The organism is Akkermansia sp. N21169 (assembly GCF_029854675.1).
GTDB lineage: Bacteria > Verrucomicrobiota > Verrucomicrobiia > Verrucomicrobiales > Akkermansiaceae > Akkermansia.
Genome location: NZ_JARWNC010000039.1, coordinates 37,678 through 59,080, shown reverse-complemented (window position 1 = coordinate 59,080; position 21,403 = coordinate 37,678). Strand labels below are relative to the sequence as shown.

19 protein-coding genes are annotated in these 21,403 nt (G+C 46.8%); 4 read left to right on the top strand and 15 right to left on the bottom strand.

Annotation, left to right across the window (positions count from 1 at the left end):
- Window positions 1-118: 118 nt before the first annotated feature.
- Window positions 119-991 carry an ankyrin repeat domain-containing protein gene (locus tag QET40_RS07995; RefSeq protein ID WP_280126645.1) on the top strand — a complete coding sequence of 291 codons (873 nt, stop codon included), beginning with the start codon at window positions 119-121 and terminating at the stop codon, window positions 989-991.
- Window positions 992-1,003: 12 nt separating this feature from the next.
- On the opposite strand, the gene QET40_RS07990 is transcribed toward QET40_RS07995, so the two are convergent.
- From QET40_RS07990 to QET40_RS07965, 6 genes are all read right to left on the bottom strand, one after another.
- Window positions 1,004-2,638 carry a hypothetical protein gene (locus QET40_RS07990; RefSeq protein ID WP_280126644.1) on the bottom strand — a complete coding sequence of 545 codons (1,635 nt, stop codon included), beginning with the start codon at window positions 2,636-2,638 and terminating at the stop codon, window positions 1,004-1,006.
- A 149-nt stretch (window positions 2,639-2,787) separates the two neighbouring features.
- A complete protein-coding gene (bioD, locus tag QET40_RS07985; protein ID WP_280126643.1) occupies window positions 2,788-3,447 on the bottom strand; it encodes a dethiobiotin synthase in 660 nt (219 codons plus the stop codon).
- Between the two features lie 24 nt (window positions 3,448-3,471).
- Window positions 3,472-3,624: a hypothetical protein gene (locus QET40_RS07980; RefSeq protein WP_280126642.1), complete on the bottom strand. Its 153-nt coding sequence runs from the start codon at window positions 3,622-3,624 to the stop codon at window positions 3,472-3,474.
- Window positions 3,596-4,411: a diadenylate cyclase CdaA gene (gene cdaA, locus QET40_RS07975; RefSeq protein ID WP_280126641.1), complete on the bottom strand. Its 816-nt coding sequence runs from the start codon at window positions 4,409-4,411 to the stop codon at window positions 3,596-3,598. Before cdaA ends, QET40_RS07980 begins: the two co-directional genes overlap by 29 nt.
- A gap of 94 nt (window positions 4,412-4,505) precedes the next feature.
- Window positions 4,506-5,309, bottom strand: coding sequence for a TatD family hydrolase (locus tag QET40_RS07970; protein WP_280126640.1), 804 nt, complete (start codon window positions 5,307-5,309; stop codon window positions 4,506-4,508).
- A 14-nt stretch (window positions 5,310-5,323) separates the two neighbouring features.
- Complete coding sequence (locus QET40_RS07965; RefSeq protein ID WP_280126639.1) at window positions 5,324-5,593, bottom strand: hypothetical protein; 270 nt, start codon at window positions 5,591-5,593, stop codon at window positions 5,324-5,326.
- Window positions 5,594-5,850: 257 nt separating this feature from the next.
- On the opposite strand from QET40_RS07965, the gene QET40_RS07960 reads away from it, so the two are divergent.
- Complete coding sequence (locus tag QET40_RS07960; RefSeq protein ID WP_280126638.1) at window positions 5,851-7,191, top strand: UDP-glucose/GDP-mannose dehydrogenase family protein; 1,341 nt, start codon at window positions 5,851-5,853, stop codon at window positions 7,189-7,191.
- Here the strand turns inward: QET40_RS07960 and QET40_RS07955 are convergent.
- Entirely contained in the window at window positions 7,145-7,957 is an 813-nt protein-coding gene (locus tag QET40_RS07955; protein ID WP_280126637.1) for a hypothetical protein, read from the bottom strand. The two genes, QET40_RS07960 and QET40_RS07955, sit on opposite strands and share 47 nt — an antisense overlap.
- Window positions 7,958-8,296: 339 nt before the next feature.
- Here QET40_RS07955 and QET40_RS07950 point away from each other — a divergent pair, with 339 nt between their 5' ends.
- Entirely contained in the window at window positions 8,297-8,953 is a 657-nt protein-coding gene (locus QET40_RS07950; protein ID WP_280126636.1) for a hypothetical protein, read from the top strand.
- On the top strand, window positions 8,944-11,559 hold the full coding sequence (locus QET40_RS07945) for a glycosyltransferase family 92 protein (RefSeq protein WP_280126635.1): 2,616 nt from the start codon (window positions 8,944-8,946) through the stop codon (window positions 11,557-11,559). Before QET40_RS07950 ends, QET40_RS07945 begins: the two co-directional genes overlap by 10 nt.
- Window positions 11,560-11,719: 160 nt before the next feature.
- On the opposite strand, the gene QET40_RS07940 is transcribed toward QET40_RS07945, so the two are convergent.
- The 8 genes from QET40_RS07940 to cas5c all read right to left on the bottom strand — a co-directional run bounded on the left by QET40_RS07940 (window position 11,720) and on the right by cas5c (window position 21,376).
- Window positions 11,720-12,178, bottom strand: coding sequence for a hypothetical protein (locus QET40_RS07940; RefSeq protein ID WP_280126634.1), 459 nt, complete (start codon window positions 12,176-12,178; stop codon window positions 11,720-11,722).
- On the bottom strand, window positions 12,178-13,332 hold the full coding sequence (locus QET40_RS07935) for a tetratricopeptide repeat protein (RefSeq protein WP_280126633.1): 1,155 nt from the start codon (window positions 13,330-13,332) through the stop codon (window positions 12,178-12,180). Before QET40_RS07935 ends, QET40_RS07940 begins: the two co-directional genes overlap by 1 nt.
- 58 nt (window positions 13,333-13,390) lie before the next feature.
- Window positions 13,391-14,344: a hypothetical protein gene (locus tag QET40_RS07930; protein ID WP_280126632.1), complete on the bottom strand. Its 954-nt coding sequence runs from the start codon at window positions 14,342-14,344 to the stop codon at window positions 13,391-13,393.
- A gap of 4 nt (window positions 14,345-14,348) precedes the next feature.
- On the bottom strand, window positions 14,349-15,284 hold the full coding sequence (locus QET40_RS07925) for a hypothetical protein (RefSeq protein WP_280126631.1): 936 nt from the start codon (window positions 15,282-15,284) through the stop codon (window positions 14,349-14,351).
- 11 nt (window positions 15,285-15,295) lie between these two features.
- Entirely contained in the window at window positions 15,296-17,725 is a 2,430-nt protein-coding gene (locus QET40_RS07920; RefSeq protein ID WP_280126630.1) for an RHS repeat-associated core domain-containing protein, read from the bottom strand.
- 84 nt (window positions 17,726-17,809) lie between these two features.
- The gene (gene cas7c, locus QET40_RS07915; protein ID WP_280126629.1) at window positions 17,810-18,631 is read right to left on the bottom strand and encodes a type I-C CRISPR-associated protein Cas7/Csd2; all 822 of its coding nucleotides are present in this window, start codon (window positions 18,629-18,631) and stop codon (window positions 17,810-17,812) included.
- 29 nt (window positions 18,632-18,660) lie between these two features.
- The gene (gene cas8c / locus QET40_RS07910) at window positions 18,661-20,703 is read right to left on the bottom strand and encodes a type I-C CRISPR-associated protein Cas8c/Csd1 (protein WP_280126628.1); all 2,043 of its coding nucleotides are present in this window, start codon (window positions 20,701-20,703) and stop codon (window positions 18,661-18,663) included.
- Window positions 20,681-21,376 carry a type I-C CRISPR-associated protein Cas5c gene (gene cas5c, locus QET40_RS07905; RefSeq protein ID WP_345783065.1) on the bottom strand — a complete coding sequence of 232 codons (696 nt, stop codon included), beginning with the start codon at window positions 21,374-21,376 and terminating at the stop codon, window positions 20,681-20,683. The genes cas8c and cas5c overlap by 23 nt, the downstream gene beginning before the upstream one ends.
- Between the last annotated feature and the right edge of the window lie 27 nt (window positions 21,377-21,403).

Sequence of the window (21,403 nt, the reverse complement as noted above, 5' to 3'; positions counted from 1 at the left end):
GCATCAGTATCATTCCCACAGGGTTGCCTTTTCAGGCAACCCTGTTTTTTATTATAGCTTGGTTCTGCTCTACTGTTTCCACTTGAGAATCCGGAGAAACCCGTTATGATCCAGCGCTATGCGCCCCAGCAATGCTTCCACTAGCTCTCTTCTTGAAGAAATATCCGATCGCCTTGAAAGCATCCAGAAAAACGCTTGGGGAGATTACGACAATTACCCGGAATACAAGAAGCACGATATGGACGCCCTGACCCAGCTGAAAAACAGCCTCCAGGTACATGCACCACGCTGTAATTCCCGGGGACAAATCCGCAACCTTCACATTGCCGCGGCAATGGATCTTCCGCAAACCGCCCTTTACCTTCTGAAAATAGGAGTTCCCTTGAATAGCCCGGATTCGTGCGGATACACGCCTCTGATCCTTGCGGCATCCAAAAATGCCTTCATGATTGTCGGCGAACTGCTCAAATACGGAGCCGATATCAAACACCGGGCCGATGAAGAAGGCGTTATGGCCCTGCATATGACCGGGGGAGCCGAATCGACCCAACTTCTTCTAGCTGCCGGAGCCGATCCCAATAGCCTTGATTTCGGGAAAAACACGCCATTGCACTGGGTAGCCGGTACGCCGGACGACAATGCCCTTCTTTCCGCTCAGCTTCTCTTGGAAGCCGGAGCCAAAGTCAATGCGATCAACAAAGCGGGGGAGACACCTCTCTTCCGCGCCACATGGACGGACGTCAACCCGGAAATGGTCCGCCTCCTCATTGCGGCAGGAGCGGATATCAACCACACCACTCCGTCCGGAGACACTCCCCTATGGGCAGCCGTTTACAGTGCCAACCCGGCAGTCATCAAGATTCTGCTGGGGCACGGGGCAGATCCCAATGTCCGTCAGGAAAAGGGGATTTCCCCCCTGCAATTCGCCATGGAACAATCTATGCCTGAAGAGATCATCCAGACACTGGCTGCCTACGGCGCCCAAGTCTGAGATCCCCGGACTTTATTCCACGTAATCGTAAAAATAACTCACGGTCACCGGTTTTCCGTCCGAAGGAATCTTCAGGTTCCATTTGATTGTTCCATTCGGATTGATACTGCCGGTCCAGTTGGGTTCCGTCGTACAAACGCCTCCTTCAGAAGCGGATTGAGGCACGCCGAGTACCTTCTTGGTAATTTCCAAGGGGACATCTTTGCCGGACAAATTCCTGATTTTCAATGTACCGTAAACGACATTGAGCATGCGATCCTTGTTATTCGGTGCCTCACGGCGCTCCATGATCTTCTCGGAACGCTCAGTCACAATATCCATCGACCTATTAAGACGTACCGTTGCCGTTTCTTTGGACGGAGTGAACATAATGATCCCTTGTCCGGCAAAGCGATTGCCCGTCGTCAGCTCAATGACGCCTGTCGTCAAGGGCATATTGAAGGAGTTTTCCAAACGAATGCAGTGCCAGATATCCCTCGAGGGATCCTGACCGGAATCCTCCTGGCCCTGATAGCGGGATAAAATACGCTGATTGGGGATTTCCCACGTATAAACCGTCGTGTAGGGCACTTCGCCGCTAAAGAGAGGAAAAGTCACCGTCTCATTTCTCTTGCAGGTAAAATTTTCTACGGGGTAGTAGAACAAATCCTCCGTACGGACGGAATCGGAGGGATTCTGCCCGCCAAACCTCCCAGCCTCCGCAAAACCTTCCGGTAAAAAATTGGCCCTCAAATCCACCTGCTGCGCGGTCATGGGTATCGGCCGTCCGTTACCGAAACCGGCCAGTCCATTCAGGAATCCCTTCAAATCAAGTTTCATGGCGACCGGTGAAGGCAACGAGGGATATTTCAGAGTCGGTACTCCGGTAATCAGATCGAGTTTGACCCCGTCCAAATCCACCAATTCATTCATAACCGATGCCTTGACGGACATGATCGCTTTCCCGGGATTCGTCATATCCAGGTGGTAGGACGGAATCCAGGAAATCCCCGAAGAAATGCTGGTCGCCGTCAAAATGGCGCCGGGGACCGGTTTCTCCAGGGCCAATTCGACGCAAGGAGTCTTGACGTCACGCATGGGCAACAAAGCATTCAAGGAAGAGAACTCAATCTGTTTGATGCGATCCTGAGAAAGAACCACCAGGGTTCCGGCAGTCGTCTTGACTACCAGATACGACTCACCCTGATCATGATCCTCATCCCTTCCACCAATTAGATTGGGATTTGGAGCAGTTTCTTCATCCTTCTTCAGCCCCACAACCATGCCTTCGACAACACCGCTGTCGGTCACGACGCGAATCTGCTTGCCGGGATTGGCATTGGCTACATCCACCATACCGGCTCCCCTCACCAGGCGTTTCTCCGTCTTCTGGCTACTGACAAGGCAGGCAATTTTAGCTGGATGTGAAGCGGAAATCCAAAATGTTCCGAATGCCGGCACAGGCAGATTCTTCAGCTCCATGGCAGCCCCTTCTCCGGTTTTACCCCTCATCGTAATAAAGCCGTACCCATTCTTGAACAGAGAAACCCGCACTGGCTTCATTGTCACGGCATCCGCACTCTCCGCTTGCGCCATGCCTCCTCCCACGCCCAATGCAGACAGGAAAAGACCTGCCGCAACCAGTTTCTGAATTCGAGAATCTGTCATTCTCTTATCGTATGCGCTGAAAGGGTTCCGTCAACAGGTAAAATCGTCTTCGTCAGCCTTGGCACCGCAATTCATTCAGAAATAATCGCCACATTCCCCTCCGGGAGCCCCTGGCTTTTGGGGGTGGTCGATCTCACGATACGCAACAATCAGGCTTTCTCCATTCCACAGATTCCTCCGAGAATGGCATCGGCATCCAAATAGTCCTGACCATGAATCAGTTCTTCAAGGACAGGCACATCGACCATTTCCTCCAGCATGGCACGGTTCGTAATGCTGGCAGTATCCCATTCTTCCTGGACATTGTTGAAAATGATCCCGGCACAGCGAATCCCCTGTGCCTTCATGGCATTGACTGTCAAAACGGCATGATTCAAAACACCGAGCTTGTTGTTGACAACCAGCAAAACCGGCAAATGCAACTCACGAGCATAGTCACTGAAATTGACACCGGGAGCCATCGGTACCTCCCAGCCTCCGACTCCTTCCACCAGCACGCAGTCATGCTCGGCTGAAAGACGTTCATAAGCTTCATGGACAAGGTCAAAGTCGATCTCCGTATTCTCAAGCCGCGCGGCAACACAGGGAGATGTGGCATTCTTGAGATATACCGGGTTGATGCGCTCCAGCGTCAACGCCTCCAAACCGGAAGCAGCCCGGAGCTGGCGCGGATCCTCCCGGCTGCCGCAAGCAACCGGCTTGAATCCGGCAATATCGATGCCTTTCTCTCTGAGAGCTTTAATGATCAGGCAACTGACATAGGTCTTGCCCGCGTCGGTATCCGTACCGGTCACAATGAAATTCTGCATGGCGGCAATTTTGAAGGAAGAAAATTAGGGATGGGAACGACGGATTTCATCCCTGCGGTATCCGGGATCCTGGGAAACGTATTGCTGTTTGACGAGCGTCCAGACTCCAAGCGCCAACAGCAGGCACAACAATTTTGCCGGCCAGTTTTCAATGAGTATCTTGATGTTCCTGATCATGGGAAGTTTTCTTTTGAAGGAGGAGGGATTCGAGACGTTTTTTCAATATTTCCAAGTCGACGTTGCGTTCCAACTTTCCGCCGACGGCAATGGATACACTACCCGTTTCCTCGGAAACCACAACGACAACGCTATCCGTCTCATCCGTCATGCCGACACCGGCACGGTGGCGCAATCCCAGCGAACGGTCGGACATCTCCCGGGAAGTCACAGGAAACACGCAGCCGGCAGCCACCATGCGCTCGCCGGCAATCACCACTCCGCCATCGTGAAGCGGGGTTTTCGTATAAAAAATGGAAAGGGCCAGCTCCGGTGAAAACAGTGCATCGATAATGACCCCGGAATCTTCAATAGACTTCAGGCTGATACCACGTTCGAAAGCGAACAAAGCCCCCAAACGTTTATTGGAAAGCTGGGAAACTGCCTTGCAGAAGGTATCCAGGAAATCCACCCGCTGGATTTTAACATACTTGGACAGCAAGGGATGGCTACCCAGTTTAGCCAGCCCGCTACGCAGTTCCGGCTGGAAAATCACCACCAGAGCCACAGCCAAGCCCGGAGCCAGTACACGGGTAATCAGGAAGCCGATTACATTCAGATGGAAAAGATAGGTAACCAGCGTCAGAGCGACAAGACTGAGGATCAGCCCCACCATGATCCGCGCCCCGCGCGTCGCATGAAAGGCCCGGTAGATCTGGTAGAAAAGAGCCCACAGGATAATGATCTCAACGATGGCGCGCAGCACATCCTTGATATCTTCCTGATTCTCGACAATCCATTGCCACATGCGCGTAAAGTATAGGAATCTCTATCCGTTTGCAATAGCAGAGCCAGACCGTATTCATTCCTGTCGCTGCGCATCCCCCCTCCCGCCGTGTTGATCACACACCGCGGAAATGAGGAGAGCCGCCCATAAAAACAGCAGGATTCTTCAACACGATTGTCTCAATATCACTGCGCGACCATCCGCGCCGGGCAAGCTCCATACCCAGACGAGGTACCGCCAAGGGATCGGAATCCCCCCAGTCGCACGCGGAATTGACCCAGACACGGTCATGCCCGTATACTTCCAGCATGTCCGCGGCACGGGACAGCGTCAACTTGCTCGTCGGATACAGAGTCAGACCGGCCCAGTAACCAGCCTCCCGGACAAGCGGAAGGGTATGTTCCTCACAGTGATCCACCAAGACACGGTCCGGAGACAAATCGGGACGGTTCTTCAGCGCGGACAAAATAATGCGCGTCCCTTTCAGCTTGTCTTCCATGTGCGGCGTATGAATCAGCACCAGCTGACCTTCGGCAATAGCGAGATCCATGTGTTCTTCCATAATCTCAACCTCATGAGCCGTATTGCGGTTCAGTCCAATCTCACCGATACCCAGCACATTAGGTTTCTTCAGGAATTCGGGGATCATCGCCATCACCTCCCTCGCAAAAACGGGATCCTCCGCTTCCTTCGGATTCACGCAAATCCAACAATAGTGGTCCAGACCGAATTTGGATGCCCGGAGAGGCTCGTATTCTGTCAACTGCATGAAATAATCCCGGAATCCGTCCGGGGAACAACGGTCAAATCCAGCCCAGAAAGCAGGTTCGCCAATCGCGACGCAACCGGCCAAAGCCAGAGCCTTGTAATCATCCGTCGTCCGGCAAACAGGGTGTGCGTGAGGTTCGATAAATCTCATGGCTGTCAACAGGTTCAAGCATTCAAATCAGGGGCGCCACAAGCGGCCTTGCCAATAGCGGACTCAGTTGGCGTCTCGCCCGGGAAGGATAAAGCCTCCAGGATGCGTCGCGTCCTCTCCACTCCCGCATCCTCTAGCAAAGGCAGGGCATTCAACAACGCATCCCAGCGGAAATCACCCTCACCGCCGGCACGCTCAACCCGGTCCAAAAAAGCAGCCAAATCCAACAAACTCGCCCGAGCTGCTGCGAAATCGCGGTCCAGCACATCAGTTTTCCTATACATGCTGCATATTCTATGTTCTGTCTCAGCCAAGGCAAGATTCAATCCCGGATTAGAAAACAAAAGTTTGTCAAATCTAACTCAATATATTCCGACGGTAAGATAAAGCCCTCTGACACAACCATCACACCATGCCGATTTTGGCGTTTCTCCCTTGATCTTTTCTTGCCTCAATTCAAATTTCCAAATTCATTCCAATAAGTTCAACATTGACATCGCCGTTTCATACGGCTTATTCTATTCTGAACTTTTGTATCCTCATGAGAATAGCAATCATCGGTACCGGCTATGTGGGCCTTGTTTCCGGAGCCTGTTTTGCAGAAATGGGAGCCAGTGTCACCTGCCTGGACAAAGACGCCCATAAAATCAACCAGTTGAGGAACGGCATCATCCCCTTGTACGAACCGGGGTTAACGGCCATGGTAACACGCAATCTCTCTCAAGGCAGGCTCGCTTTTGAATCAAAACCGGAGCAGGTGCTCAATAACGCCGATATCTTCTTTATCGCAGTCGGCACCCCTTCCCAGCCCGACGGCCAAGCCGATCTTAGCAGCATCGAAGCCGTGGCGCGGCAAATCGGACAAAATTTGCAGCACGACACCGTCATCGTTGTCAAAAGCACCGTCCCTCCCGGAACCTGCCATCGCCTCAAGAAAATCATTGAAGAAGAGATCCGCCTTCGCGCCGGCGACGCAAGTTTTGAACTCGCCTTCAATCCGGAATTCCTCAAAGAAGGCTCCGCCATCAAGGACTTCATGAGCCCGGACCGCATCATCATCGGGGCAGATACATCCAAAGCCGTTCGCATATTACAAAAACTCTATGCTCCTTTTATGCTGAAAAACGACCGCCTTTTGGTCATGGATACGGTTTCGGCAGAAATGAGCAAATATGTCTCCAACTCCATGCTGGCCGCCCGCATTAGCCTCATGAACGAAATATCAAGACTCTGCGAAGCAGTCGGAGCAGATATTTGCCGAGTCAGGGAAGGAGTCGGCAGCGACACGCGTATTGGCAACAGCTTCCTCTACGCAGGATGCGGCTACGGAGGCTCGTGTTTTCCAAAAGATATCAGGGCATTGATCCGCACGGCAAACGAACACGGAGTGACCATGGACATTCTTGAAGCCGTCGAACAATGCAACCAGCAGCAAAAACGTTTCCTCATCGGCAAAGTCAAGAAAGCCGTCGCCCAAACCTCCCGTGACCAATCCTCTACCGTCGCCCTTTGGGGACTTTCCTTCAAACCGGAAACGGACGATATACGGGAAGCTCCAGCCATGGCGTTAATTGAGGAACTGCTCAAAGACGGCATCCGACTCCGCGTATACGACCCGGCAGCCATGGATTCAACCCACCAACGCTGGGGAGAAGCCCTCTACTATGCGGACGATATGTACGATGCGGCCTCCGGAGCCGATGTGCTTGTCCTCACAACAGAGTGGAAGGAATTCCGCCTTCCCGACTGGAAAAACGTCTACCGTTCCATGGCTTCCCGCCACATCGTCGATGGCCGTAATATCTATTGCCGCTCCGATCTGGAGGCTTGGGGGTTCACCTATCAGGGGATCGGTTGTTCCTCGACGGTTGACCTACCGTAATCCTGCCAGTTCCCAAGTGAAGGTATTCCTCTGCCCCCGGAAAATCCCACCAGTGAATGCGGAAGACTTCTTCCCCCTCCGAGGCTATACCGATTCCCCCGCCTGCAGGCGCCAGCTCCCCCAAATGCCCACGGTGGTTGATCCACCCCCGCTCCAGATCCAGCTCCACCGTATCTCTCCACCTCGGATGGATACACTCGAAAATGCTGTCCTTGTACGCCCGGCCCGGCAACTCCACATTCACGAGCAAATGTCCGGCTTCCCCCGCTTCCTCCAGCCGGTCCGGTTCAACACGGGGAGAAAAGAAGAGATAACGGCTCTGTTTTTTCCCCTCACAGTCCAGTTCAGTCTTTGTTTCCAATGAATCATAAACGCGTTTCAAAACGAATTCGTCGGCAGTCCGATCAAAATGTTTCCGGTCACAGCCTTCCCTGACATAAGCTTCCGTAAAGGCGGCAGCCCTCCACATCAGGGCTGGTTCGCCTCCGAAAAAACCGCCCGCCACATGCGCCCTCCACGGTACATTGATCAAAAACAACGCAGACGCCAGAAGCTCTCTCCCCGCATGGCGCGCAAAACACATATCCGCATCAATGAAGTAAACGTAATCGTAGTAACGGTATAAATCGTGTTCCTTCAAAAACCTGTCGATAAAAAGCATTTTGTTGAAGGCAGTAAACGGCCAGACCGTCTTCCGGGCCGGGTGGAAGAAAGCACCCCGCAATTCCAGATCCAAATCGCTGAAATAATGAAAATCCGTCTCCATGTCCGGAAAGAAAAATCTTTGGTTGAACGGCAAACTTATCCGGAGAAAATCATGGTAGCTATTTCCGAGAGCCAAAGTAAATAGAGCAATCCGGTGCATTGAGGTCGGGGGGCAAGATTCTTCATTCTTTTTGTGCCGGGCGGCATCTCACGCCAATCGGCATAAAACTAATTTTGTCCTTATACCATACACCTCTCCCGGAACAACGAGAAAAACATACGAGCCCCCCCATGTTCCCGGTACCTTTCCGGTTGCATCCATGGAAATTCTGGATTAGTCTGTGAAGATAGTCTTTCAAGTATTTCCTAGGCAGCAACACCATTTCTTTCTCCTACCTCCATGCCAGCGCCATCATTTAAAATACTCGTCGTCAGCCTTCCCGGCTCTCCCAAAAGGGATGTTATGAGACAGAGGCTTTCCGCGCAACACCTTACCTGGGAATGGGTCGATGGAGTTCGCATCGCCACGATGGAAGAAATACCATGGTGGGAACAGGAGGGGCTGGAGGCCTACTGCATCGCACGACTCAAAACAACTCCCGAGTACGTATGCCGGGCTGTCGGATGCAAGCGGGCGATGCGCAAAGCAATCGCCCTGGCAGAAACATGCAGTGAAGACTGGGTGCTGATCCTTCAAGATGACGCAGTCCTCGCTCCGGCCTTCCGGGATCGACTGGAAGGGCTGCTCTCCCTGGTGCCCTATGAAGCCGGCTGCGTCATGCTGCATCGGGGAGGCAGCCGCGTTGCTGAAATCGACGGCTGGCAACGTGTCACCGGCGACGTCCGCAGCATGACCGCCTTCGCCATCCGCCCATCTTTTGCCCTAATCATGTCCCGAGCCTTAGAGAACTGGAACAGTGAAACAGACCGCATCTGGGGCCACCTGGTTCGCCAGGGAGAAATCATTCTTTCCCCCATCCCCATGCTCGTCACCTGCTCCCAAAAACAAAGCGACATCATCGGCGGCATCCCGGAACTCCGATGGCTATGGAAATAACCCCCGTCATCTTCCGCCAGCCCCCTCTCCCCCTCGCACTGAAAACTCCGGCAAACAATCCTCCCCCCTCCTTACCCCGCTCCCACCTCATGCCCACCTCCGTCCCTCCCCCACTCCGATGCGTCTTCCTCCAGACTCAAGGCGAAATCCTTGAAGCAGCCGACAGCCTTGCCCAACTCGGTTACACGGCGGAAGCATACCCATCCACACAAGACATATCCTGCCTCAAAGACACCTACCCCAGAAAAATACTGGACTTTTTTTACCCCGGCTGGAAAGACCACACCCCGCCCTATGTTCAATCCTTGAGAAGCTCTTTTGCCGGAATGCTACTCGACGAACGCTTCATGGATGACGACTTGATCATCTTCGGAGAAAGCGATGCCGCTTCCGTCACAGAATCCGCCCTGCTCCGTAACGCTCTTGAACGTGAACTCCGGGAACACCCGGAGACCGATATCTTTCGCCTCTACCACCATACCATTCTCTCCCAGGGTCCTCCGCCGTCCCATCCGGAAGATTTCCAATTTGAACCGTTCCGGACAAGCTCCCGGACCAAAGGCTCCCGCTACGTATGGGGTTCCCACGCACTCGTCATCCCGGCATCCAAACGACAAAAAATCGCAACTCTTTTCCGGGAATGCGCCTACCCGATCGACAATGCCATTGAATTAGCCGCCTCCATGGGACATATCAATGTCCGCGTTGCCTCATTCAACCACTTCTACCAGCAACCCCGGACGCACTATCGGGACAAAACCGTCTCATTCGCATGGAAACAGCGGGAATTTGCACTTTGCCTTTCGGCATATTGCCCGGAACATCTGGACCGCCTGCTCACTTGGGCTTTGGCGGAACATTACCCCGGACTCCGCATCTTCGCAGCCGTCAAAGGCATAACCGAGCCGGTCTTTCACAAACTGATCCTGCCCCGATGGCAGGCCTCCATCGCCTCAGGCACAGTGTCATTACGGCTGTTTCCGAGTAAAAATCCGGCATCCGATGTACTCGACTCAGTTCGAGGCTTGGAAACAGGGCGTTTCGACCACTTCCTGATCATCCGGGAAACGGACATGCCTGCCCCCGGACTACTCCGCATCTTGAACGATTTCCACGCCACCATCCCCCAGCACGACTCCGTCTACTACAAGGGGAGCGTCTGGAAACATCAAAAAAACGCCCCCCGCCCATGGAAGGAAGAAGAAACCCCGCCGACATGCTTTTCACTGACGCAGGAAGCATTCGAAGCTTTCCGCCGACTTGAATCCAGCACCCCGCCGGAACCCTGCGGAGAATCCATCGACACGATTCTCTTCCCGCTCGTCTCCCGCCTGGGAAGCCGCAACATCTCCTCCGGACTCCCTCCGGACTTAAGGTCTGCATTCCTCTGGAGAGACACCCCGCCCTCCCTCCGAGGCCCGGAAACATACCGGAAAGCACATGCCGGCAGACTCCAGTACTATGCTCCGGCACCATCCCTGCAGGAACACGTACTGGAAATCCGCCACCCTTCATGGAACGATGCCTTTCGTATCATCGGCCACGACGGCTGGCGCACCCCAACCGGGGCTCACGCCACCATCCTCTCATACGATGAAGAAGAATTGAACATCAAATGGGATTCCTGGGGATACGAGCGATTCATTCGCGACGAAAAAGGGATTTTCCGTCTGGCGGCACCGGTCTCTCCTCCCGCAGAAAAGGATGTTCCTCAGCAAGCGGCCTCCCCTTCACAAACAAACGCACCCAACAACCGGGAGGATCTTCATCAGAACAACTCTCCGGACGCCCTCCCCCCGCTTCCCGAGCCCCCCGCATTGCGCTGGGGCGTTTGCGCCGTTGCCATCCTCCGGGAATCATATTATTGGCTGCAGGACTGGATTGAATTCCATCTGAGGGCCGGAGCCTCTCTCGTCGTCATCTACGACAACACAGGAAGCACCGCCAGCAAGGATCCCAACTCCAACCCGCGTTTTATCAATGGCTACTTCCAAATTCAACAAATCAGCAAGAGAGGAGAAGAATATGGACGCCTCACGGCTCACCTGACCGATGCCCAGATCCTGGAAGAAGCCCACGCCATCGCCAAACGATTCGGAGAAGAGCGCGTCCGTATTGTTCCCTGGCAACCCAGAGATCCGAAATCAGGGCGCATCATCCATGGACAAATCGAATCATACGAAGATTTTATCGCTCAATCGGGCCATGAAGTAGACTGGTGTGCATTTATCGACATTGACGAATACCTTTACTGCCCTCCGGGTCATTCCATCGGTAAAATCATCGAACAAACCGAACGGGAATCGCCCGACATCGGACGCTTCCTCATGAAAGGCTATCGGTTCCAGCAAAGATGGGGAACCGACGGACCGCTCAACATCGCTTCCTTCCGGCAGCATCTCCCCGTCACAAACGCCGCCAAAAAAAATCTGGTCCGTGTCCGGGATTCCGCCAAAGCATCCGTCCATTGGGACTGGAAAATGAAACCGGGAATCCGCACTCTGGAACCACCCGAATCCTATCTGGCCTACTGCCATTACAACGTTCCGGAAGATCAACTCATCAACACCCAAGCGCTGATAGATCCGAGAGGGTTCCTCAAATAATCAAACCCAAAACATCCAACCCTGTGGCCAAGTCTCTTTCACAGTCAATCGATGATTTCTTTCGGATAGCAGTTACGTCAAATCCAGTAAAGAACGCCACTTTTCTTGTTAAAACAGGGATAGCTCCATTCTTAGAATATTTTTCTGCATCCATTTCAATTCAATCCTTATAATAGAAATCATCTTTTTCTGAAAATGAAAACTCGGAATTGAATATCTTCATCCATTTTTTATAAAATTCAAAAGATCGCCTCGCCGAATCATCACGATCCATTATTTCTTTATACCATTCAGCTGAATCGGTAGCCATTGGAGAATACCAGAATGAATACGATTCCTTACCTATCACAAAATATAATATAATAAAATGACTATCAGGAATAAACACATCTCGAATCTTTTCTTCCTTTAACAATTTGAAGGATTCCACAAAATCATTTTCAAATTTGTTTTTATGAAAAAAGTGAATTCGTATTTCTCTATAACCATCTTGATAGGCGACATACCTACGTGCAGAATTACCTGTTTTTTGCGAAGATGATAAATAAGCAATCATTATCAATGCAACTATGATAAGGGATGTTCCTATTACAATGCTGCTAAAAATACTGCGCTTCATTATTTAGTATTCTTGGTTCCATGATCTGTTGCAAGGCAACGTTCAAGATTTTTTTTCGCTTCAGGATTCCCTTGCCGAGCTGCTTTTTTATACCATGCAAGAGCTTTTTTGATATTCGCAGGAACACCTATTCCGTGCTCATAGCATAATCCCAGTCGGTTTTGTGATGGACTATACCCACGCGTTGCCGATTTCAAGAACCATTGCGCGGCCAACCCGGCATCTGCCTCAACTCCATATCCATCTTCGTAGCAAATGCCAAGGTTATATTGAGAATCAACATTTCCCTGTTGCGCCGACTTGTTCCACCATTTCAGAGCCATGCCTTTATCCTCACAGGCCATGGCTCCCAACCCATTTTTATAGTAATGCCCCAGAACATTTTGCGCTACGGAATGCCCCTGCTCTGCTGCCTTTTGGAACCATCTTAGAGCTTCCTGATCGTTTCGAAGCACGCCTGTTCCTTTCAAATAGCGAACGGCAAGTTCAAACTGGGGATAAACATACCCGTTATTCGCAGCTTCCAACAATTCATTCATTGAAAAATTCGGGGACCTCACATCAGGCAATCTCTCATTACTGCTTCCACCCCTTCTTTGATCGCGATCATTGATAAGCTGATCAAAATCCTTCTTGAGCTTTCTGGTCGCAGCAGAAGTCGCCAAGGTCAATTTGACATTATTGTTCAATTCGCACATTAGCAAAGGAGCACTGACCAATTTTCCTTGGCTAACAATAGCCACACGAAGAGGACAAGCACTTGTCATGCTGGACAATTTCTTCGCTCCGCCTTCTTCGAAAACAAGCATTATACCCTCTTCATCCGGCAAATGTAATTGATTGATATTGCAAAAAACAGGATCAGCATTTCCCTGACTATAAAACATATACACATCCTTCACATCTGAAAAATCAATATAGGTTCCTTTCTTCTTCAAAACATCCCTCGATTCAAACCATATATTTTCATGCAAAATTTTCCCCGAGGTAGTTTCAAACGCATAATCGAGCTTTTCATATCCATCCTTTGGCATATCTCTCGACTGCTTAAAATCCAGAACAGGAAATATCTCAAATACATCATTGGAAATCTCCTGAGGCCACAATTGATGTGACACAAATAAACAACAAAAAATAATTGATAAAATTTCCATTTACACTCCTCTTTTCTCCATAAAAAAATCGAAAAATATCACACCAAACATTGTATAATTAATCTTCTTTGCGAATAGTTTCTTTTTTCGTTTTCTTTTCCTTCAGAACTACTTTTTCATTCAGCCATTTTTCAAAATTCTCGGACATTGCATCTGTAGACTTGCAATAACTGCTTGGCAGATAGTAAAGAGTTGTTCTCAGCAAATAAGTACTATCATCCAAAAGTTCATATTTTACATTCCCTCTTTTGAGTTCATTCAAACATTTTCCCCTAATATCCTTATCATATATTATGCTACATTCATTAACATTTTTTTCAAACTGAAGACTTTCCCGAATAATTTTGTTATCGATACAAATCCAATATGAAAACAATGTCCTCATTAAATCATAATATAAATATCCGCAATCGATATTTTCCCTATTGAGTGCCTTGGTGATACAATTTAATAGATCGATATATGATTTCAAAAAATAATTCTCATCAACAAATTTTTTCCTTGTTTTTATTTTAAGCGCATCATTGATTTCATTAAATTTCAGATCTTCCTTTTTTTGAATATATTCATTATATAAATCAAATCTAGGCGACTTTTTGAGTACATGAAAAAAGTCATCGATTACCCACGTACATATATAATCCTTATCCTTATAAAAATTGTAGATGTCGATTATGTTATTACCAATCAAGGAAATCATTTCCGTTTTCAATTCATCGCTGCGGCAAGGTAAATCCTTAGTTTTATTTTTATCCAAGGAAAAATTCGTATATCCCATCACAATAGAGTCTGGTATATAAAAATAATAAATCTTGAATTTACTCCAAAAAAAGTCGCTATATATTTCTTCTATTTCATCTTTATCCGAATATTTGAAATCATAATATTCGCTTTCTCCGAATAATTTAAGTCTAGTATATATAAGTAACTGATCCATCCCCGACGCATCAACCACAGAAATGAATACAAAACAAAAAAGTAATGACAAAATTTTCATTTTAATGAATTGCATATACCTAACCTTCTTTGCACATAGTCTCCTTTCTTTTTTCCTTCAGAACTACTTTTTCATTCAACCATTTTTCAAAATTCTCAAACATTGCACCTGTAGACTTACAATAACTGCTTGGCAGATAGTAAAGATTTGTTCTCAACAAATAAGTACTATTATCATCCAAAAGTTCATATTTTACATTTCCCTTTTTGAGTTCCTCCAAGCATTTTTTCCTAATATTCTCATCATATATTATAATACATTCATTAATAATATCTTCAAATTGAAGACTTTCCCGAATAATTTTGTTGTCGATACAAATCCAATATGAAAGCAATGTCCTCATTAAATCATAATACAAATATTCGCAATCAATATTCTCCTCATTGAGCGCATTAACAATGTACTTAAATGAATCAATATACAACCTTATTAAAAAATCCTCACCAACCAATTCATCTGTCTTTTTGGTTTCGAAAGAATCATTAATCTCCTCAACACTCAATCTCAATTTTCTTTGGATATATTTATTATATAAATTGATGTTCGACGACTTTTTTAGTCTTACAAAAAAATTATCTATCACCCAAGAAGGAATATTTTCCTTGTTTTTATAAAAATTAAATATTTTAACTACATTATCGCCAATTAATTTAATCATATTAATTTTCAATTCATGGCGACAATTATATATAGTCTGATTTTTAGATTTATCTAAAGAAAATTGCGTATGACCAAGCACAATGGATTCAGGGACAACAAAACAGAAAATAATCAATTTTCTCTCAAAAAAATTGGCGTATTCATGATTCATTTCATATTCATCTGATCCTCTAAATTCATAATATTCATACCCGCCTAAATATTTAATCTTATTATATATCCATATTTCAGAAATTTCAGATGCATTTAGATTGAAAATTAAAATAAGCAAAAAAGCGAATAATAAAATTTTCATTTACTCACAAACTAAACATTAATATTTACGTGTTCATCTTTATTATCACAGTTTATATCTCTCATTCTTTCCCCCAATTGTTTAGACATATCTTCTATTGCTCTTTCCAATCTTTTTGCTTCCTTACTGAGGGATCTATCTGAAGATGTTAATGGATCTAATATATAACTATTATTTTCTGTCACCTTCCCATTGATATCATAGACCTTATAACCACCTTTAGAATCACAACAACATATTTTCCCTTTGACTTCTATAACTATACTTCCTATATTACCTTGTTTTTTTATAGCACTCCCTACAGCTTCGATAGCTCTAATAGGTAGTTTAGCTCCATCGGCTACCATATCAAGAGTCGTTTCTAAAGTTTCTACAATTTTACCTTCTATTGTCTTTGTTATGATTTCTTTTGTTGAATCAAAAAATTGTTTAATTGGGTCAGATACTTTCAACTTTTCTTCATACATGCTATATAGATTAATGGAATAAGAAAAATCACCCTTATCACCTAATTTATCTTTATTGCATTCCATCAACCCTAGAAAATCATATTTTCCAATAGGGTTATTATAAATAATTTGATATAAATTGTATGAAAAATATATTTCTTTAACATAATCTCTATTAATCCACCTCCCATCTAAAGGATTTAGATATCGGTAATTATAATATATCATACCAAGTTCTTGATTCATTACTTCGCTTGAAAATCCAATGCAACCTAGTGCTAAATCGCCGGTTTCATTCATGATAGTCCCATACGGAGTATAGTCGAAACTTGCCTCAATACTGCCTGACGTGGTAACCCATTCCGTGATGTTCTTCACGAAGTCATGAACGGCGTAATAGAAGTTTCCATTCTTAATCTGCGCCAAAGGACGCGTGGCAACAGTTTCGGTAGGATTCCACAGAATAACGTGCTGCGTTTCGGTTCCACGGATCGCGGCCGTTTGGAGGTAGTCGTTATAGTGGTACATTTCATCGAATTCCAATTTGTCATTGCGTTTCAGAATTTTGTGCGTTCTTCTACCCATGTAGTCGTAGGTGCATTCGATCACAAGCGTACCGTCGGAACTTGAAAATCGCACGGGACGATTTTTAGCGTTATACACAACATCCCAGATTCCCGTTGTTGTCCGTACCCTTGTCTGGTTGCCGTCCGCATCGTAAGTGGGAATGAAGGCTGGTTCTTCCTCGGGATCAATGCTGGTGTACTGGTTCAGGTTATTGGAAAGATAGGATGTCATTTTGTCAAATTCTTCCGAATCCTTCCTGTTTCCGATATTATCGTAGCCGTAGTTAAAAGGAGTGCCTCCCAGATTGGCCCTGGTCAGCTCGTTGAGAGAATTATAAATAAATTGATCCTCCCTTGTTACTCCTTCCCGGATTTGAGTTCTCTCGGTCGGTCGTCCGAGTAGGTCACAAATTTGTGTTCGGTTACTGATCATGTTTTCCGCCGAGTTCCGGCACATAATACCCGATAATAGATCTCGTACAGGTTCGTAGGTATATTCCAACGAAACCGGGTCAGGGAAGTCAATCGACGACACAAAATGCGTCCCCGAGAGATAATTGAATTGAAATGCCCGTTCATCCTCCTGGCCGAGATTGTAGATATATCGGGACAATTGCCCCAGGTCGTTGTATTCCGTCGTGATCTCATAGGCTATCTCAGCCAACATGAAATTTCTCACAATTTGGAGAGTATCGAATTTGATTCGCCCATATTCATCATAGTGCCGAATATGGTAACATTCATCATTCCCTCGGAAATAGCATTCCAATTCAAGCTGGTTATATTCGTTATAGCCTCTTTGTTCGACGGGGATGCTATGCCCTTCCTGCGATATGCTCTGTATGCTTCCGAAACGGTCGTACTCAAATGAATAATCCGGTGTGGTGTCTCCATAGGATATCCCTGTCATGTCTCCTGTCAAAAGATCATAGGTATAGGTAATGACAATACCCCTTGCCAGGGTCTGCGTACTCTGGCGGTTCATAGCATCGTAGGTGTACACGAGCTGGGAGTTGTCCGCGTAGGTCTTCTTCAGTTGAAGTCCCGTCGCCTCATCATACGTCCAAGTGGTCGTATCTCCGTCGGTGCGGCTACTCGGATCTGTCGTGATCACGCTTCCCGGCACACGGAATGTCGTCAGACGAATCATATGATCCATCTCATCATAGCCGAAGACGGCGGGCTGGATGGCCGTACCGTATTCCGATATCTTGCGCCCCCGGATGTCGTAGGCATAGCATGTCGTGTTTCCCAGGGCATTGGTAATGCAGGAAGGCTGGTCGAAACGGGAGTCATAAGCTGTCGTCGTGACTGCTCCCGCCGCATCAGCCCAACCAACGGTCCTACCGATTCCATTATCAAAAACGGAGTCATCTGGCTTTCCTCCATGGCCAACAAACACATTCTCAGAATTGCCAAGCAACATTTCCCTTCATCGCTCCCTCTAAAATCGAAGAGAGGGCGTCCCTTTTCGGGTCGCCCTCACTGTTGATAACAATCAAAATAATACTTAGAACCCGGGAATTTCTTCTGGAGTCAATCCAGGCAACTCAGAAATCGAATAAGTACCATCTGCGTGTACTGTAAGCGAGTGGTGCACCTTTGCAGAAGAATATTGACCGCTCTTATTGTTGTGCTTCCACCAAATCACAGTAAGAACCTGCATACTTCCTTCTGGACGAGCCGATGAGGCATCCCCTTCAAACAACTTGGGTAGCACAGACTTCAGAATCTCGGCGTCTTCATCGGAAAATCCCGTTCCTTCAGCTAATTGTGGACTGATAGCACCACAGAAGTAATACACACCACCATCAACGCGGTGCTTCATACCCATGGTATCAGAGGATTTTTTGCTACCATCGCCATCGCTACTGACACTTTTTGTAATCTGAGTACTGGTCACGTTGACGTTCTCGACACTGAAGGCAGGATGTACAGACACCGGGCCACGAATACCAATCGAAACCCCATCTCCTGTTTTACCCTTGGCAAACGCAAATACCTGACCGAAAGCACGGACATCGTACCACGCCTGACATGCTTTGGCCGCCTGATCCTTGGGGTCGGATTTCCCTTTAAGATCCAAAACCTTATCAGCTCTCTCCTTCAGCGTCTTGCAATCATCTACACTTTTGTCGGACGACTGCACAAACACCGAAACACTGGCATCCATAAGCCTGTCCCGGATTTTTCTCTTCACACAAACGTCAGACACTTCACCCATCCCCTCCAAAGTAGTTCTGGGGCGGTTTCCATTCAATGGGTCTCCATTGGGATTTGCATTCTTCACCGAAAAAATAACGGCAAAATCAATTTTATTATTCAAGCTCATGATATTTAATTTGTTTGTTTGTTGGAAAATTATTCTTCACCAGATCCCTCGGCGCCGTCATCAGGCGTTACATCGTCTTCTTTCTTTTTCCTATATAATTCAACCTTCTGGCAGTGGTATCCGAGAAGATAGGCACCATCCAATGGTTCATTATTTTCGAAATCCTCAGCAGCAAAAATATTCATAATAGAATCAATTACAGAATCATAGTAGTTCTTGAGGCCTTTCATATTTTTCTTTAAGATTAGCTGATATGGCTGAAGGCAGTTCGATTCCATTAAGGTCCACGTTTCAAATGGTCGTGTCTGAAAACGTTGCATCAATCTTTCCGCATTGGTCGGCCGCGATGTTTTAGTAACATCCAATGCCGTTTTTTCCAATACTTCCGCGACTGCCCACAGACGGCCGTATAAGTAATTGCGATTTTTTCGTTCAGTATCTAGGCTCATAGTATAATGATTCCCTTCTTCTTGGTTATGGTTGTAAATATAAATGGAACAGGCAACACCAAGTGTCATTTCCCATTCATTCCATGGGAGTGAGTTCTTTTGTGATGCTCGCACAAAACATTGCTTTTCGATGTCTGCCGGGATTTTATTTCGAAGCAAAATTGATGGAAGAATTCTGGATACTGCATATCGCCGAAGTTTTTCATCGACATCCTTCCCATACGCAGCAGTTACAATCATACGAGGAGATGGAGAACCCAAAAATTCTTTTTTGGAATCTTCATGCGAAATCCACATATTGGACTGCAACCATTTACTGTGATTATACCAGTGAAGGAGATTAGCGAAATAATCAGACAAGCTAAACTCCAGATACCTAGTAATAGAAAGGCGGCCAGGTGAAGCTGCATCAAGAGAAAGAAGCATCACCTTCTGGTCTCGTAAATCCTGATCCAATACATCCCATACTTTATCCCCCTTGATTCCCGAATGAATCATTTCAGAAAAACGAACGGCAATCTGATCAGAAGTATTATCTACTTCTTCAGAGTCGCCATAATTATTCCATTCGATACTTGATTCACAGGGGGAAGGAACCGTCAATAATTCCGGAGACCAAATCAAAATGGCTTGTTCTCCATCAAAATACCCCTGACGGGATAACAACCATCTCAATGCGCTATGAGCCTTTTGACTCACCTCGGCACTTAATCCAAAAGATTCTTCTGCCTCGATGAAGCGACCGCGGAATGTGTAGCCATCCTTATCATTTGATGAAATAATTTTGGCATTATCACCTGCGTTCCTGATCCGCTTAGGGAACTTGCCAGATAATTGCTGATCTTCGCCTGAAATGTAGCACAGCCCTTTCAATGGCAATAATGTAGGAGCATAACACATCCACGATTGATACATATCATGACTCAGATATACTTCTTGGCAATCGTAGTTACCAACTACCTCCCATCGAATGAAAGCACTTTCCTGAGAAGCTGGTTTCAGTACTCCAAAAATGGATGGCTGTTCTTTAGGATCTCCTTTCCAGGATTCAGCCAAATGCTCCTCATCATCAAGAAAAAGAACCTCCATTTCGACTAAATCTTGAATCAAGGTGCCTTTTTCAACATACGCAAGAATTGCCTGGAGAGGGATATTATCAGGGGCAAATTTTACCCATTTCCTGATTTGTGCAAGATACGCTTTATAAGATTCTTCTAATTTCTTCAACTGTTCATCACGTTTTTTTTCAGGTTGAAAAAATCGAATATTATCACCTGCTACATACTGCAATTTATCACACAGAGGATAGGGAGCCAGGCCGCTGCTCCGACTCTCCGAATCTTCCGTCACGGGAATAATAGTCGGAAGTTCAGTTTCAGAATTTACTCTGGCGTATTTAATATTGCCCGTTCCATCCAAGGTTATGGTAATATGGGAATTTTGAATCCCGTGAAACAAAGGAAGCAAGGGCGTCACTGTACGCTGTGACTCATTCTTACTCCCCTTTCTGACGATCTTAGTCTTGTACACACCTACTCTGTGTAAATGATTTTCGTAGGTCTTATATAATGCCTCTATCCAATTCATATCAATCCTCCCTTTAATCAAATAAGCTCTCATCATCAATACCCAAGGTAGGTGGATGGATAGCCGAAGTCTTTCGGACTTGTTTTAAAATTGTACATTCAGATGGCCTTAAAAAATGAATGATTCCATTATTCATTTCAGGTTTCCAAAATCGAATACTCATTTCTGGATCTCCCGTTTCACTGGGATAATTAAAACCATGGTACATCAACCCAAATGTCAATAACCCTTGATCATCGTAAAACCCATCTCCTTCTCCGAAGCAACAAGGTTCAACATATGCCTGACATTCGCGAGAGCCAAGGCATACATCACGGCGCCCCCCTCTCTCCAACATCCTGCAAGCAATCTGATAATGCTTACCCTCGACTCTGTCTCCTTCCAAATCCTTCCTCTCCATATTCCATTCGAAATGAGCCCTCACCTGGTATTCGACATCAGTAAGATAGGTAAAGACCGATAAACCTGCAATGTCCTTATGATACTGTCGGAGTTTAATATTCTGAGGATCCATTCGAATTTGTTTCATAACCCGAACGTCATCAATCACCCAAATCAGCGTCGGCTTCCAATAAATAGCCTGCGTAATACCCTTCAACGCTTCATATGTAGGAATTTGGTAGGAACACTTCTCTCCTCCGACACGAGTCAATGGATCGGAGAACAAAGCTCTCCTTCCATATACTTTAAATTCAATTTGATTTTTCATCATCGATACACGATCAAAACATTATAA

Coding starts and splice junctions, on each gene's coding strand:
- QET40_RS07995 (WP_280126645.1), top strand. CDS start 119: ATGCGCCCCAGCAATGCTTCCACTAGCTCTCTTCTTGAAGAAATATCC.
- QET40_RS07990 (WP_280126644.1), bottom strand. CDS start 2,638: ATGACAGATTCTCGAATTCAGAAACTGGTTGCGGCAGGTCTTTTCCTG.
- bioD (WP_280126643.1), bottom strand. CDS start 3,447: ATGCAGAATTTCATTGTGACCGGTACGGATACCGACGCGGGCAAGACC.
- QET40_RS07980 (WP_280126642.1), bottom strand. CDS start 3,624: ATGATCAGGAACATCAAGATACTCATTGAAAACTGGCCGGCAAAATTG.
- cdaA (WP_280126641.1), bottom strand. CDS start 4,411: ATGTGGCAATGGATTGTCGAGAATCAGGAAGATATCAAGGATGTGCTG.
- QET40_RS07970 (WP_280126640.1), bottom strand. CDS start 5,309: ATGAGATTTATCGAACCTCACGCACACCCTGTTTGCCGGACGACGGAT.
- QET40_RS07965 (WP_280126639.1), bottom strand. CDS start 5,593: ATGTATAGGAAAACTGATGTGCTGGACCGCGATTTCGCAGCAGCTCGG.
- QET40_RS07960 (WP_280126638.1), top strand. CDS start 5,851: ATGAGAATAGCAATCATCGGTACCGGCTATGTGGGCCTTGTTTCCGGA.
- QET40_RS07955 (WP_280126637.1), bottom strand. CDS start 7,957: ATGGAGACGGATTTTCATTATTTCAGCGATTTGGATCTGGAATTGCGG.
- QET40_RS07950 (WP_280126636.1), top strand. CDS start 8,297: ATGCCAGCGCCATCATTTAAAATACTCGTCGTCAGCCTTCCCGGCTCT.
- QET40_RS07945 (WP_280126635.1), top strand. CDS start 8,944: ATGGAAATAACCCCCGTCATCTTCCGCCAGCCCCCTCTCCCCCTCGCA.
- QET40_RS07940 (WP_280126634.1), bottom strand. CDS start 12,178: ATGAAGCGCAGTATTTTTAGCAGCATTGTAATAGGAACATCCCTTATC.
- QET40_RS07935 (WP_280126633.1), bottom strand. CDS start 13,332: ATGGAAATTTTATCAATTATTTTTTGTTGTTTATTTGTGTCACATCAA.
- QET40_RS07930 (WP_280126632.1), bottom strand. CDS start 14,344: ATGCAATTCATTAAAATGAAAATTTTGTCATTACTTTTTTGTTTTGTA.
- QET40_RS07925 (WP_280126631.1), bottom strand. CDS start 15,284: ATGAAAATTTTATTATTCGCTTTTTTGCTTATTTTAATTTTCAATCTA.
- QET40_RS07920 (WP_280126630.1), bottom strand. CDS start 17,725: ATGTTGCTTGGCAATTCTGAGAATGTGTTTGTTGGCCATGGAGGAAAG.
- cas7c (WP_280126629.1), bottom strand. CDS start 18,631: ATGAGCTTGAATAATAAAATTGATTTTGCCGTTATTTTTTCGGTGAAG.
- cas8c (WP_280126628.1), bottom strand. CDS start 20,703: ATGATGAGAGCTTATTTGATTAAAGGGAGGATTGATATGAATTGGATA.
- cas5c (WP_345783065.1), bottom strand. CDS start 21,376: ATGAAAAATCAAATTGAATTTAAAGTATATGGAAGGAGAGCTTTGTTC.